Origin of the sequence: Streptomyces lincolnensis (assembly GCF_021173675.1) — a bacterium.
Lineage (GTDB): Bacteria > Actinomycetota > Actinomycetes > Streptomycetales > Streptomycetaceae > Streptomyces > Streptomyces lincolnensis_B.
In genome coordinates this window covers 123,228-136,480 of record NZ_JAIHON010000008.1, presented here as the reverse complement: position 1 = coordinate 136,480, position 13,253 = coordinate 123,228, and the positions used below count along the sequence as shown (strand labels likewise).

The window sequence follows — 13,253 nt, the reverse complement described above, 5'->3', positions numbered from 1 at the left end:
GGCGTCTCCCCCGCCGGGAATCTCCGGCGGGGCAGGCGCCCTCCGGTGGGCGCCCTCAGTCGAACCAGCGGTCCCGGGCCAGTTCCTGCGTGCGGGACGGGTCCTCCAGCAACGCCGCCACCTCGAACCGTCGCGGCCACTGCCCCGCCGCCCAGGCCAGGCCCGCCGCCACGCCCTCCAGCGTGGAGGCGTGGAGGGTGCCGTCGTTCGTGACGCGCCAGTCGATCTCGACTCCGTCGACGAGGAGTTCGTCGTGTTCGACGTAGGTGGAGGGGGTACGGGGGCCCAGCAGCACGCGGACCGGGTCCGGTACGGAGTGTTCCGTGCCCTCCGAGTCGATGGCGGCCGTGACGGATTCGCTGAGGCGGCGGACCTGGAAGAGGTCGGCCAGCTCGGCGGCGCGGGAGGGGCGTACGGGGAGGAGGGGGACGGCGGAAGTGAAGGGGAGCAGGTCCGGGGAGTCGCAGACCACGGCGGAGGACGCGTCCACGACCTCCACGCGGCCGTCGACCACGGCACGCAGCTCGTCCGGGAGGGTCACCTGCTCGGGGTCCAGGTCGGCCAAAGCCCCGTAAAGGGCGTGCAGTTGGGTGCCGGACACCTGCCGATCGGGGTCCGCCAGACGGTCCAGCAGCTCCGCCGCTCCGCCCGGTTCGTCCAGCAGTGCGGCGACTGAGGTGCGTACGCCCAGCGCCCGCAATACCTGCTCGTCGTCGAAGCCGGTCGCGTCGGCCTCGTCGTAGAGGCCGCGCAGGAGGGGGTCGCCGCCGGAGGCGAGGAGGCCGGCGGGGCGGCGGCCGTCGAGGACGGGGTTGCCGCGCAGCCACCAGGCCGTGTAGGGGCGTACGACTTCGTGCGTGCCGTCGGGGAGGAGGATGCGGACGGGTTCGACGAGGGCGTCGCGCAGGGGCGGCTGGGACAGAAGCGCCAGGGCCTGGGGCCACTTGTCCTCGTCCACCAGGTCGAGGTCGCGGACGGCGACCAGTTCCGTGGCGACCGGCGGGACGGGGGTGTCGGGGAAGCGGTCGAGGATGTCCTCGCACCAGACGTCCACGGCGTCGAGCAGACCCGCGTCGTCCGGTTGCGCGAAGTCGCCCTCGCGGGGCTCCAGTTCGTCGGGGTCAAGGACGACGTCGGTGGCGCGGACGAGGGCGAAGCCGGCGAGGACACCGCAGGCGGCCAGCGGTTGTTCGCCCCATTTGTCCGCCAACTCGGCGTCGACGGTGGCGAGTTCGTCCTCGCGCATGACCTGGTGGAAGGGGCTGCCGGGGAGGACGAGTTCACCGGCGGGGGCCAGTTCGCCGTCCTCGTCGGGCAGGGCGAGCGCGCCGAGCCAGGGCTCGTCGCCGGGCTCCAGGCCCGCTTCCCTGACCAACGCCAGGACGGTGTCGGCCAGTTCCTCCGCGTCCGGCGCCTCCTGCTCCCAGTCGAGGCCGCCCTCGTCGTCCAGGGAGGCGGCGACGGCGGCGCGGACCTGCGGGGTGGTGAGCACCGCGCGCGGGGTCGCGGGCAGGGCGCCGAGCTTCTCCAGGAGCGGGTGGGCGGCGTCCGGGTGCGCGACCTTGAGGCCGAGCCGGGCGAGGGTCTCCGGGTCGATCCGGGCGCCCTCCGGGGTGGGCAGCAGCACCTGCCGGGGGCCGATCGTCGTCCGGCCGTCGGCCAGCGGTACCGGCAGTCCGGAGAGCCGGTCCGGGTCGACGCCCGCGAGGCTGTCGTAGAGCCGCCGCCACCACTCCGGGGCCTTCTCCAGGCCCGCCAGCCGGTCCACCGCGTCGGTCAGCGGCACCCGGGCCACCCCGAGCGTGCGCAGCTCCACCCGGCGCTCCAGGCCGGCGGGGAGCAGCGTGGGCAGCACCTCGGCGAGCACCCGTACGGTGTCCGCGCCCGCGCCCTCCACCACCTCGGCGTCCCGGGGCCGCAGCGCCTCGGGCAGGTCGTCGTCCGGCTCGCCCTCGCGGTCGGGCTCCAGGGCGGGCGGGAGAAACGCAGGGAGGGCGGGCGGGAGAAACGCAGTACGCGGCAGCCGCTCCAGGATCGCCGACCGCAGCCCGCCGTCCAGTTCGCCCTTGCCCAGCGGGCCGGGCACGAGGTCGATGATCCCCGCGGTCACCGGCCGCCAGTCGGCGAGGAGCCCGGCGTAGGCGTCCGCCGCGCGCTGCACCAGGAAGTCGGTCAGCGGGCCGGGGGCGGTGTGCCGGCGGGTGGTGTCCAGCGGGAAGGACGCGATGAGCAGGGCGGGCACGCCGAGGGGCTCGTCGCTGGGCGTGGGGGCGTGCACGACGGGCGCGGTGCGCGGGCGGGCCGGGCTGCCGTCGGCGTCGACGGGGACGGCCCAGGTGACCGACCAGTGCGGCCTCAGCCGCTCCTCGACGGGCCGGTCGGCGAGCAGGTCGGGCGTGAGCGGCCCGTTCGCTGCGACGGCACGCCACCGGGTCGTGCCGTCCCGTGAGTCCTCCACGACGGTGAGGGCGCCCTCGGTGCGGCGGCGCAGGGTGCGCACGGTGTCCGTCTCGATCACGACCTCTTCGAGGCCGGGCAGGGCGAGCAGCAGGGCGTCGTCGACGGCGGCCAGCAGGCGCTCGGCGAGGTCGGCGGCGGCCGGGTCGCGCAGCGGCAGGATGACGGCCGTGTCGTAGGGGTCGGGGGCGGTACCCTCGGCGGCGAACGGCAGCCGCAGCAGCGGGACGTGCCCGTCCCGGCGGCGGATCTCGTCCCCGAGCCCGGGGCTGTGCCGGGCCACGTCCGCGGCCAGCACCCGCGCCTCGCCCAGCGACCAGCGGACCCCGCCGTGCCGGCCCACGACGGCGGGCTCGTCGGTGACGGAGAGGACGGCGGCGAAACCGACACCGAAGCGGCCGATGGTCTGTTCGTGGGTGTCGCGCTTGGCCGAGGCCCGCAGCGTGGCCAGCGACTCGACGCCGGCGGCGTCCAGCGGGGCGCCGGTGTTGGCGGCGACCAGGACGCCGTCGCGGAGGGTGAGGCGGAGCCGGCCCGGACTTCCGGACCGGGCCGCCGCGTCGGCGGCGTTCTGCGCGAGTTCGACGACCAGCCGGTCCCGGTAGCCGCCGAGGACGAGGTCCTCCTCGGCGTTCGCGTCCTCGCGGAACCGGGCGGGGCTGGTGGCCCAGGCGTCCAGCACCCCGCGGCGTAGCCGGGCGGTCCCGAAGGGGTCCGCACCTTCGGCGGCGGGTCGCACGAACTTGCTCACGCTCACACTCTCCATCATCGGCGTGAGGTCGAAGGTACCGCTTGTGGAGGGGGGCTCCGGCGCCGGACCGTGCGTCGATTACGGAGGCGAACCGTTCACAACCCGTCGGCCGGTGATCAGGCCCGTCGCATCGACGCGGATTTTCCACCCGAAGACGGGACACTCCGTCGTGCGGCCGTCCGCCGGACCAGACTGGCCGCCGTGTCAGGCGACTTTCCCGAAGAGGCGGCGGTGGCCGGGGCGGCCGGGAACCTGCCGGTGCGGACCCGTGGTTTCGTCGGGCGGCAGGACGAACTCGCCCTGCTGGCCACTCTGTTGCGCCCGGACGGCTGGAGAGGGGCCCATCGGCGGCAGCTGGTGACCCTGGTCGGACCGGGCGGCGTCGGCAAGACCCGGCTGGCCCTGCGGGCGGCCCGGCGGACGCGGTCCGCGTACCCGGACGGCGTGTGGCTGGTGGAGCTGTCCCCGCTGTACAACGCCGGTCTGACGGGCCCCGCCGTGGTGGGGCTGGCCGTGCTGGAGACCCTGCGGCTGTCCGACGAGACGACCCGCCCGGTGCTGGAGTCGCTGATCGAGTGGGCTCAGGACAAGCGGCTGCTGCTGGTGCTGGACTCGTGCGAACACGTCCTGGCCGACTGCGCGGCCGTCGTCGACAGCCTGCTCCTCGCCCCCGGTGTGCACGTCCTGGCCACCAGCCGCCGGCGCCTCGGCGTGCCCGGCGAGCAGTGCGTGGAGGTCGAGCCGCTGCCCGTGGGCACGGGGCGGGACGACGCCCTGGCCCTGTTCGCCGACCGCGCGGCCGCCGTCCGCCCCGGCTTCACGCTCGACGGCAGCACCCGGCCCGTCGCCGCCGCGGTCTGCCGCCGCCTCGACGGCATCCCGCTGGCCGTCGAACTGGCCGCGGCCCGGCTCTCCACGCTGACGCTCCAGGAGCTGCACGACCGACTCGGCACGCTGCCCGAGGCCGAGCCCCCGTCCCTACCCGAGGCCGAGCCCCCTCAACAGCCCCACCCCCGCTTCGAGCCCCGCCTCGACCTGCTGACCGCACAGGACGACCGCGCCGAGCCCCGGCACCGGACCCTGCGCACCACCATCGGCTGGAGCCACGAGCTGTGCGCCCCGCTGGAACGCCTGCTGTGGGCCCGGCTGTCGGTGTTCGCCGGCGGCTTCGGCCTCGACGCCGCCCAGGAGGTCTGCGCCGCCGGGCCGCTGTCCGCCCGCTGGATACCCGCCCTGCTCGACCGGCTCGTCGAGCAGTCCATCGTGCGGCGCCGGGGCCCGGACCGCTACGGGATGCTGGACACGGTGCGCGAGTACGGGGCGGGCTGGCTGCGGGAGCTGGGCGAGGAGGACGGCGTACGGCTGCGGCACCGCGAGCACTACCGGCGGCTGGCCCGCGAGGCCTGCGCCGAGTGGAACACCCGCCGCCAGGCCCTGTGGTGCGCGCGGGTCCGCACCGATCACGCCGACTTCCGGGCCGCGGTGGACTGGTCCCTGGACCGCGGCGGGGACCGGGCCGCCGCGCTGGAGATCACGGGCACGGTGGGCTTCCTGTGGCGCTACAGCGGCCACACACGCGACGCGCGCCCCCGCCTCGACCGCGTCCTCGCCACCGGCCCCGCGCCCCTGCCCGACGCAGACACCGCCACCGGCCCCGCGCCCGTGCCCGCCACCGACACCGGCCCCACGCCCGTGCCCGTGCCCGCCGACACCGACCCCACCCCCGGGGCCGATCTCGTACGGGCCCTGTGGGCGCGCGGTGCCGTGGCCCTCTTCCAGGGAGATCAGGACACCGAGGGCTGGATCCGGCGATGCGCCGACGCGGCACGGCGGCAGGACGACCCGGTGTTCCGCACCGCCGCCACGTACATCGCGGGCGGCCACCTCGTCATCTGCGGCCGGCCGGCCGAGGCGCTCGACGTCCTGTCCACCGCCGAGCGGCTGCCCGTCCGGGACGACTGGCTCGGCGCGGCCCAGCTCTCGGTGCTCCTGTCCGTGTCCTTCGCGCACCTGATGCGCGCCGAGTACGGACCGGCCCGCACGGTGGCCGAGGAGGTCCTGGAGGAGAGCACCCGGCGCGGCGAGTCCTGGGCGGGCACGACGGCCGCCTACATGCTGGCGCAGGCCGACCTCGGCGAGGGGGACATCCCCTCGGCGATCCGCAACGCCGTCCGTGCCCTCACGGGCAACCGGCTGATGCACGACACCACCGTCGTGGCCGTCTCCCTCGACCTCCTGGCGAACGCCGTCGCCGCGGCGGGCGACGGCCACCGGGCCGCCCGGCTCCTCGGCATCAACGAGCACGTCTGGGACATCACCGGCAGCACCCAACGCCGCTCCCCCGCCCTCGCCGCCGCCCGCCGGGCCTGCGAACACCGCGTCCGCGACACCATCGGCGACCGGGCCTACGAGGACGCCTACGCGAAGGGGCGGAGCATGTCGTACGAGGAGGGAATGGCCTATGCGACGGACACGCCGGCATAGGACACGCCGTCACCCGGTCCGCCGTACCCCTGCGACAGGCCCCCGTACGGCAGGGCTCCGTACGGCAGGGCTCCGTACGGCAAGGCTCCGTACGGCAAGGCTCCGTACCGCAGACCTACGAGTGCCCCAGCTCCGCCGCTTCGTCGTCGGAGACGTCCGGGACGGACCCGGAGTCGCGGGCCGGGCGGAGGGGGAAGGGATCCACCCGCGTCTCGTCGATCACCGGCAGGGCGGGCTGCGGAGGCTTGGGCATGACCGCGGCCTCGGAGTGCCCGCCGCAGCCGTACGCCAGCGACACCACACGGCCGTCCGCCGGGGCGAACTCGTTGGCGCACAGGCCGAAGGCCTGGCCCAGGGAGCCGCCGAGCGGGACCAGGAAGCCGCAGCTGACGCAGGAGGCGGGGGCGGCCTGGGCCATCGGGGTCTTGGCGCCGTAGGACTCCTCCCAGCGGTCGGCCGCGATGTGCAGGCCGTAGCGGGACAGGACGCGCGCCCGGCGCATGCCGAGTTCCTCGGCGACCGCGGTGATGGAGCCGCGCAGGGGGGCCACCGGGAGGTTCGCCGGGGTCCGCGCGGTCACCTCCGCGTCCTCCGCCTCCACGAGTTCGGCCATCTCCTGGGAGACGGGCGCGCTGGGCAGCGGCTCGTCCTCGCCGGTGTAGCCGGGCTCCAGACGCAGGTCCTCGGCGTCGGTGGGGAGCAGATCGCCGGGTCCCATGTCGCCGGGGCGCAGCCGCTCGCTCCAGGGCACCCACTCGGGCGCGAGCAGCGCGTCCGGGCCGGGCAGCAGCACGACCTCGTCCAGGGTGACGATCTTGGCGCGGGAGGCCCGGGCCACGGTGACGGCCCAACGCCAGCCCCGGTAGCCGAGTTCCTTGCACTCGAAGTGGTGCGTGACCACCCGGTCGCCCTCGGACACCACTCCCGCGTGCTCCCCGACGACACCGGGGGCGGCGGCCTCCTCGGCGGCGGTGCGGGCGAGGTCGACGGCCTCGGCGCACAGGCGGTCGGGGGTGCGGCTTCGCGTGGTCGCTGCGCTCACAGGTATCGCTTCTCTCCTACGCCGTCTCTCTGGTGCGGCGGCCGGTCGGCGGCGGGGCGGACGGAGCGGACCCGGGGACCGCGTCGACGTCCACGCCCGCTCACGCTCGGGCGCACCTGTCCATCCATTCTGCGGGATGGCTGAGATACGCACGCTACCTGTTCGCGTGCGCTTGGCCTACACCGACGGGTCGGTTCACCGCCCGCCGGGGAGGATTTCCCTGGCGTGCCGGGGAGCGGCTTGGTCAAGAAGTCCGCGCCCATACGTGCGGTAACCGCACTACGCGCGGCTTTCTCGGGGCACTATGACGGGGTGGCAGCCGCGAAGACGCCCCAAGGTGCCACCGGGATCGGTGGGTCCAAAGGGATCAAGGGAAACAAGGGCAGCAGGGTCGGCAAGGGCAGCGGTCGAGGCGGCGGGACGGGCCGGGTACGCGGCTCCCTCCGCTCCGTCGGGCGTGCCCTGCACCTGCCCGCCCGCGGCATCCGCAAGGCGACCCACGCGCACGGAGCCGGCGAGTCCGGTCTGGGCAAGCTGATCGAACTCCACGGGGTGAACGGCGCCGGTGACGTGATGATCACCGTCGCGCTCGCCTCCACCGTCTTCTTCTCCGTCCCCACCGACGAGGCCCGCGGCCGGGTCGCGCTCTACCTGGCGATCACCATGGCGCCCTTCACGGTGCTGGCCCCGGTGATCGGCCCGCTCCTGGACCGGCTGCCGCACGGCCGCCGGGCCGCCATGGCGGGCGCCATGCTCGCCCGCGCCCTGCTCGCCCTGGTCCTGTCGGGCGCGGTGGTCACCGGCAGCATCGAGATGTATCCGGCCGCGCTCGGCGTGCTGGTCGCGTCGAAGGCGTACGGCGTGGTCAGAAGCGCGGTCGTGCCACGCCTGCTGCCACCGAAGTTCTCCCTGGTCAAGGCGAACTCCCGGGTCACCCTGGGCGGACTCCTGGCGACCGGGATCGCGGCGCCGATCGGGGCCGGGCTCCAGGCGATCGGACCGCGCTGGCCGCTCTACGGCGCCTTCGTGATCTTCGTGGCGGGGACCTTCCTGTCGTTCACGCTGCCGCCGAAGGTCGACTCGGCCAAGGGCGAGGACGTGGCACTGCTGGCCGCCGACGAGGACCATCTGCACGGCCCGCACCTCAAACCGGTCAAGCGGCCCGGACTGCGCACGGTCGGCATCGCCGTCACGCACGCCCTCGGCGCGAACGCGGCCCTGCGCTGCCTGTCCGGGTTCCTGACCTTCTTCCTGGCCTTCCTGCTGCGCGAGCATCCGCTGAGCGGCGAGAGCGCGGCGGTGTCGCTGGGCATCGTGGTCGTCGCGGCGGGCGCGGGCAACGCCATCGGTACGTCGGTGGGGGCGTGGCTGCGCTCCAGAGCGCCGGAGCTGATCATCGTGACGGTGGTGGCGATCGTGGTGGGCACGGCGATCACCGCGGCGATCTTCTTCGGCGCGTTCCTGGTGGCGTGTCTGGCGGCGATCGCCGGCTTCGCGCAGGCCCTGTCCAAGCTGTCGCTGGACGCGCTGATCCAGCGGGACGTGCCGGAGCAGGTGCGCACCTCGGCCTTCGCCCGCTCCGAGACGCTGCTGCAGGTGTCGTCGGTGTTCGGGGGCGTGGTCGGGATCGTGATGCCGCTCAACGGCACGCTGGGTCTGTTCGTGGGCGCCGCGGTGGTCGCGATCGGCTGGCTGGCCACCGTCAAGGGGCTCCTCGGCTCGGCCCGCCACGGGGGGACGGCGCGGGCCCGGGTGGCGTGAGCCGGGCCCCACGCGCGGCACGCCGTACCCCCGCATAGGAAGAGCGTGGGACCCGCCCGATAGCCTTCGGTCATGACCACGCTGCAATCCGTTGTGCGACGCCGCCGCGCCGTCGCTGTCGCCGGTGCCGTTTCCGCCGGACTGCTTGTTCTGTCGGCCTGCGACAAGCCGACGCCTCGCGCCACCGTGACGGTGGGCAAGGACTCGGTGAGTGCCGAGGCCGCCTGCTACGACGACGGCAAGGACATCGGCCAGGAAGAGGCCACCAAGTGCGCCCAGAAGAAGGGCGGCGACAAGATCGAGGTGCCGCAGAGCGAGACCCTGCGCATCGGTGTCGACCCCGAGATCGCGGACACCGGCTGGGCGCTGTGGATCAACGGCCAGCAGGTCACCAGCGTGTACAAGAAGACGTACTACTCCTTCCAGGGCGTCGACCTCTTCGCCGACCAGCAGGGACAGGCCGCCCCGAAGACGCTGAACATCAGCGTCGTCCAGCAGAACAAGGCGGCCCAGAGCAGCGACTTCAAGGGCGTGTGGAACTTCCGGCTGGAGAACGGGGACGCCTGATCCGCGGCCCCTTCCCGTCATGCGCGTACTCGTAGCCACCGCGGTCCCGGTCGAACGGGACGCGGTGGCACGCGCGTTTGCCGGGCCCTTCGAGGAGGTACGGCTGCCCGGCGCGACGCTACGACGGGCGGCCGGCCACGACCTGCTCGCCGTCGGTGTCGGCCCCGCCCTCGCCGCCGCCTCCACCGCCACCGCCCTCACGGTCGCCGCGCTCGACGGCAGCCCCTACGGGCTCGTCGTGTCGGCCGGGATCGGGGGCGGTTTCGCGCCGCTGGCGCCCGTCGGGTCGCTCGTCGTGGCCGAGGAGATCACCGCGGCCGACCTGGGGGCGGAGACGGCGGAGGGGTTCGTGCCGGTGACCGAGCTGGGGTTCGGGGTCGTCACGCACCGTCCGCCGGAATCACTCGTACGGGAGGCCGCGCAGGCGACCGGGGCGCGCCCCGGCACCGTGCTCACCGTGTCGACCGTGACCGGGACGGCCGCCCGCGCCGACGCGCTGCGGGCCCGTCACCCGCGTGCGCTCGCCGAGGCCATGGAGGGCTTCGGGGTCGCCGAGGCGGCCGCCGCGCACGGCGTGCCCGTCCTGGAGCTGCGGGCGGTGTCCAACCCGGTGGGCCCGCGCGACCGCGCCGCCTGGCGCATCCCGGACGCCCTGGCGGCCCTCACGGCGGGCTTCGGGAAGCTCGCACCCGTACTGGAGAGTTGGAACCCGTATGACGACCAGTGAGCCCCTGCGGATCGCGTACTCGCCCTGCCCGAACGACACCTTCACCTTCGACGCGCTCGCCCACGGCCGCGTCCCCGGCGGCCCCGCCCTGGACGTGACCTTCGCGGACATCGACGTCACCAACGGCATGGCCGAGCGCGGTGAGTTGGACGTGCTGAAGGTGTCGTACGCCGTGCTGCCGTACGTCCTCGACGCGTACGCGCTGCTGCCGTGCGGCGGGGCGCTGGGCCGGGGCTGCGGGCCGCTGGTGCTGTCCCGGGAGCCCGGCCTCGACCTCACCGGCCGGACGGTGGCCGTGCCGAGCGAGCGCTCGACGGCGTATCTGCTGTTCCGGCTGTGGGCGGCGGACGTGCTGCCCGGTCCGGTCGGCGAGATCGTCGTGATGCCGTTCCACGAGATCATGCCCGCCGTGCGGGACGGCAAGATCGACGCGGGACTCGTCATCCACGAGGCGCGCTTCACGTACCAGAACTACGGACTGCACAAGCTCGCGGACATGGGCGCGCACTGGGAGCACACCACCGGGCTGCCGATCCCGCTGGGCGCGATCATCGCCAAGCGCTCACTGGGCGCGGAAACCCTGACGCTACTGGCCGATTCCATTCGCACATCCGTCCGCGCGGCCTGGGACGACCCCGAGGTGTCCCGTCCGTACGTCATGGAACACGCCCAGGAAATGGACCCGTCCGTCGCCGACCAGCACATCGGTCTGTACGTCAACGAGTTCACCGCCGACCTCGGTGAGGACGGCTATGCGGCGATCCGCGGCTTGCTCACGCGTGCCGCGGCCGAGGGGCTGGTGCCGCCCCTCGGCCCCGGCGCGCTGGAATTTCCGTAGGAAACGTCCCGTAGGACGTGGTTATACGTCGAGTTGGTCGGCGACCGCGCGCAGCAGGCCCGCGATCTTCTTGCCGGCGGCCTTGTCGGGGTAGCGGCCCCGCTCCAGCATCGGCGTGATGTTCTCCAGCAGGGTCGTCAAGTCCTGGACGATGGAGGCGAGTTCGTCCGGTTTCTTGCGGGTCGCGGCCGCCACCGACGGCGTCGGATCGAGGATGACGACGGAAAGGGCCTGGTCACCGCGCTGGCCGGCGACCACTCCGAACTCAACTCGCTGCCCCGGCTTGAGTGTCTCGACTCCGGCGGGGAGGACCGAGGAATGGACGAAGACGTCACCGCCGTCGTCGCGGGAGAGAAAGCCGAAGCCCTTCTCGCTGTTGAACCACTTGACCTTGCCGGTAGGCACGTCTGTCCTCGTCCTCGTACTCGTCGGAAAACTGCTTCTGAAACGGCTCTTGATAGCACTCGGGCGGGTCGTCGGACCCGCCGGTACCAAGGCTAATGGTCTTCAGGCCGGTGACAAGACGTCGCCCGGTTGTTCCTTCGCGCTGGGAACTACCCTGGTCCGGTGCGTGACAAAACCCAAACGAATTCCGCCGAGCCCGGTGACCGACTGATCCGCGCCGGTGCTGTCCTGTTCTTCATCGGTGCCGTGGCCACTCTCGTCACGGTGGCCCCGTTTCTTCTCGGTACGACGCCTTTTCCGACGTACATGTTCGGACTGAGCATGCTCATGGGCGTCGGGTTCCTGGTCGCCGGTGCCGGGGTTTTCCGGTCGATCGCGGCGGGACGGCGTCAGGCGCGGGCGGGGAGGTAGGCCGCGAGCCACTCCGGGAACTCGGTCAGATCCGCGAGGACGACGTCCGCGCCGGCCTCGGTCAGCTCCCCCGCGTCGCACGGACCCGTGGCCACCGCGACCGACAGGGCGTCCGCGGCCCGGGCCCCCCGGATGTCCCCGAGGTGGTCGCCGACGTAGACGCCAGCCCCGTGCTCGCGCAGCGCCTCCGCCTTCTGCTCCGCCCACAGGTCGCCGATGACCGCGTCCGGTTCGATGCCCAGGTGCTCCAGGTGCAGCTTGGCGTTCGGCTCGAACTTCGCGGTGACGACGATCGCCCGCCCGCCGGCCTCCCGTACGGCGGCGATCGCCTCCCGGGCGCCGGGCATCGCGGGGCTCGCGGCGATGGCGATCGACGGGTACATCGAGCGGTACAGATCGGCCATGGCCGCCACCTGCTCCGCCGGGAACCAGTGCACCAACTCCTCCACGAGCGGCGGCCCCAGCCGGGTCACCGCCAGGTCGGCGTCGATGTACGCCCCCGTCCGCTCGGCCAACGCCTGGTAGCAGGCGCGGATCCCGGGCCGGGAGTCGATGAGCGTCATGTCGAGATCGAAGCCGACGGTCGGGGCGGCGGTGGCGGCGGAGGCGGGTTCGGTCGTGGAGGCCATATCGGCCATTGTGCCCAGTGGGTGCAAACAGCAGGCATCCGCGGGGTGTGACCTGTCACCTCCGGCGCTGTGACCGCCACACCAGGAACAGTGCCGATGTCACCGCCGCGCCCCGGACCACCCAGGGCCAGGTCTCGCCGATGGCCGCGTTCATGTGGCCCTCGGGGATGGGGGTGCCCCAGCGGCCCTCGGTGCGGCCCCAGAGCCACAGGACGCCGGCCGCGAGGGAGAGGCTGGGGAGGATGACGACCGCCCACTTGGTCTCGGCGTCGCTGAGGCGGCGGGAGGCGTAGGCGATGGCCCAGCCGAGGACGAGGGCGATCCAGTTGCCGAGGATCGCGCCGACGACGAGGAGCGCGGCGGCCAGGAGCAGGAAGGGGTTGTTCCAGCCGGTACCGACGGCCGTGCGGCGGGGCAGCAGGCGGCGGCGGGGCGGAGGAGCGGGGGTGTCGGCCACCGTCTCCTTGGCCGATGCGGCGGATGCGGCCGGTGTGGGCTTCCACCAGGTCCTGCCTGGCTTGCCCGGGGTCTTCTCGACGGCCGGGGGTGCGGCGGCCGCCTTCTCCGCTGCCGTCTCCTCCTTCTCCTTCTCCGTCTCCTTCGGTGGCGGGGGCTTCAGCAGTTCCGGGATCTCCACGCCGCCGACGAAGCCGGGCACGCTGTCCCCGACTCCGAAGGGGCTGTCGTCCACCCGCCACCAGTCGGGCTGGGTCGCGCTGTCCCCGAGTTCGTCGGTGCTCGCGAAGTGCGGCGGGGAGACGACGTCGGGGTCCGGGGCGGCGGGGCGGGGGCGGGGCACGGCCCGGCGCAGCCGCCTGGACCGGCCGGTGTCCTCGCTCTGGCCGTCCCGTTGGACGGGCACGGCGGCGGCCGGTTCCTCCGCCACGGCCGCGGGCCGGGTGCCGTCTCCCGCCGCGTCGACGACCTCGTCCGGACTGCCGAGCCGGGCGATGATGCGGCGGACGGCGGCCGGACTGTCGACGGGCGCCTTGGACCGCCGCCGGTCGATCTCGTTGCGCAGCTCCGAGACCAGGCGCATCCGGGTGGACGACGGCAACTGCCGCTGCTGCGCCACGTCGCCGACGCGGCTCAGATACTCGTAGACGACCTGGTCGCTCTCGATACCCACGAAGTCCCCTCCGGGGTCGGTGCGTTGGATACCCCGTGGGACGACGGTAGCG

At 73.8% G+C, this 13,253-nt stretch carries 11 protein-coding genes; 6 read left to right on the top strand and 5 right to left on the bottom strand.

Going from position 1 to position 13,253, the window contains the following annotated elements:
• Nucleotides 1-55: 55 nt before the first annotated feature.
• The gene (locus K4B79_RS24375) at nucleotides 56-3,208 is read right to left on the bottom strand and encodes a sacsin N-terminal ATP-binding-like domain-containing protein (RefSeq protein WP_232029023.1); all 3,153 of its coding nucleotides are present in this window, start codon (nucleotides 3,206-3,208) and stop codon (nucleotides 56-58) included.
• A gap of 201 nt (nucleotides 3,209-3,409) precedes the next feature.
• Here K4B79_RS24375 and K4B79_RS24370 point away from each other — a divergent pair, with 201 nt between their 5' ends.
• A complete protein-coding gene (locus tag K4B79_RS24370; protein WP_232029022.1) occupies nucleotides 3,410-5,692 on the top strand; it encodes an ATP-binding protein in 2,283 nt (760 codons plus the stop codon).
• A gap of 115 nt (nucleotides 5,693-5,807) precedes the next feature.
• Here the strand turns inward: K4B79_RS24370 and K4B79_RS24365 are convergent, their stop codons facing one another.
• Nucleotides 5,808-6,734: a DUF3027 domain-containing protein gene (locus K4B79_RS24365; protein ID WP_232029021.1), complete on the bottom strand. Its 927-nt coding sequence runs from the start codon at nucleotides 6,732-6,734 to the stop codon at nucleotides 5,808-5,810.
• Nucleotides 6,735-7,046: 312 nt separating this feature from the next.
• Here K4B79_RS24365 and K4B79_RS24360 point away from each other — a divergent pair, with 312 nt between their 5' ends.
• The 4 genes from K4B79_RS24360 (at nucleotide 7,047) to K4B79_RS24345 (ending at nucleotide 10,627) form a co-directional block, all read left to right on the top strand.
• Nucleotides 7,047-8,495, top strand: coding sequence for an MFS transporter (locus tag K4B79_RS24360; RefSeq protein WP_232029020.1), 1,449 nt, complete (start codon nucleotides 7,047-7,049; stop codon nucleotides 8,493-8,495).
• 72 nt (nucleotides 8,496-8,567) lie between these two features.
• Entirely contained in the window at nucleotides 8,568-9,062 is a 495-nt protein-coding gene (locus tag K4B79_RS24355) for a hypothetical protein (RefSeq protein ID WP_232029019.1), read from the top strand.
• 19 nt (nucleotides 9,063-9,081) lie between these two features.
• Nucleotides 9,082-9,789, top strand: coding sequence for a futalosine hydrolase (locus K4B79_RS24350; protein WP_232029018.1), 708 nt, complete (start codon nucleotides 9,082-9,084; stop codon nucleotides 9,787-9,789).
• Nucleotides 9,776-10,627, top strand: a complete 852-nt coding sequence (locus tag K4B79_RS24345) for a 1,4-dihydroxy-6-naphthoate synthase (RefSeq protein ID WP_232029017.1) — start codon at nucleotides 9,776-9,778, stop codon at nucleotides 10,625-10,627. The genes K4B79_RS24350 and K4B79_RS24345 overlap by 14 nt, the downstream gene beginning before the upstream one ends.
• Before the next feature lie 21 nt (nucleotides 10,628-10,648).
• Here the strand turns inward: K4B79_RS24345 and K4B79_RS47905 are convergent, their stop codons facing one another.
• A complete protein-coding gene (locus K4B79_RS47905) occupies nucleotides 10,649-11,032 on the bottom strand; it encodes a cold-shock protein (RefSeq protein WP_306500707.1) in 384 nt (127 codons plus the stop codon).
• A 162-nt stretch (nucleotides 11,033-11,194) separates the two neighbouring features.
• Between K4B79_RS47905 and K4B79_RS24335 the strand changes: the two genes are divergently transcribed.
• A complete protein-coding gene (locus tag K4B79_RS24335) occupies nucleotides 11,195-11,443 on the top strand; it encodes a hypothetical protein (protein ID WP_232029016.1) in 249 nt (82 codons plus the stop codon).
• Here K4B79_RS24335 and K4B79_RS24330 read toward each other — a convergent pair.
• Both K4B79_RS24330 and K4B79_RS24325 read right to left on the bottom strand, forming a co-directional pair.
• Entirely contained in the window at nucleotides 11,422-12,072 is a 651-nt protein-coding gene (locus K4B79_RS24330) for an HAD family hydrolase (RefSeq protein WP_232029015.1), read from the bottom strand. The two genes, K4B79_RS24335 and K4B79_RS24330, sit on opposite strands and share 22 nt — an antisense overlap.
• Nucleotides 12,073-12,127: 55 nt before the next feature.
• On the bottom strand, nucleotides 12,128-13,201 hold the full coding sequence (locus tag K4B79_RS24325; protein ID WP_232029014.1) for a hypothetical protein: 1,074 nt from the start codon (nucleotides 13,199-13,201) through the stop codon (nucleotides 12,128-12,130).
• Nucleotides 13,202-13,253 lie beyond the last annotated feature (52 nt).

Bases quoted from the DNA above. Each gene is read 5' to 3' on its own strand.
- K4B79_RS24355 (WP_232029019.1), top strand. From the start codon at position 8,568: ATGACCACGCTGCAATCCGTTGTGCGACGCCGCCGCGCCGTCGCTGTC.
- K4B79_RS24350 (WP_232029018.1), top strand. From the start codon at position 9,082: ATGCGCGTACTCGTAGCCACCGCGGTCCCGGTCGAACGGGACGCGGTG.
- K4B79_RS24345 (WP_232029017.1), top strand. From the start codon at position 9,776: ATGACGACCAGTGAGCCCCTGCGGATCGCGTACTCGCCCTGCCCGAAC.
- K4B79_RS24330 (WP_232029015.1), bottom strand. From the start codon at position 12,072: ATGGCCTCCACGACCGAACCCGCCTCCGCCGCCACCGCCGCCCCGACC.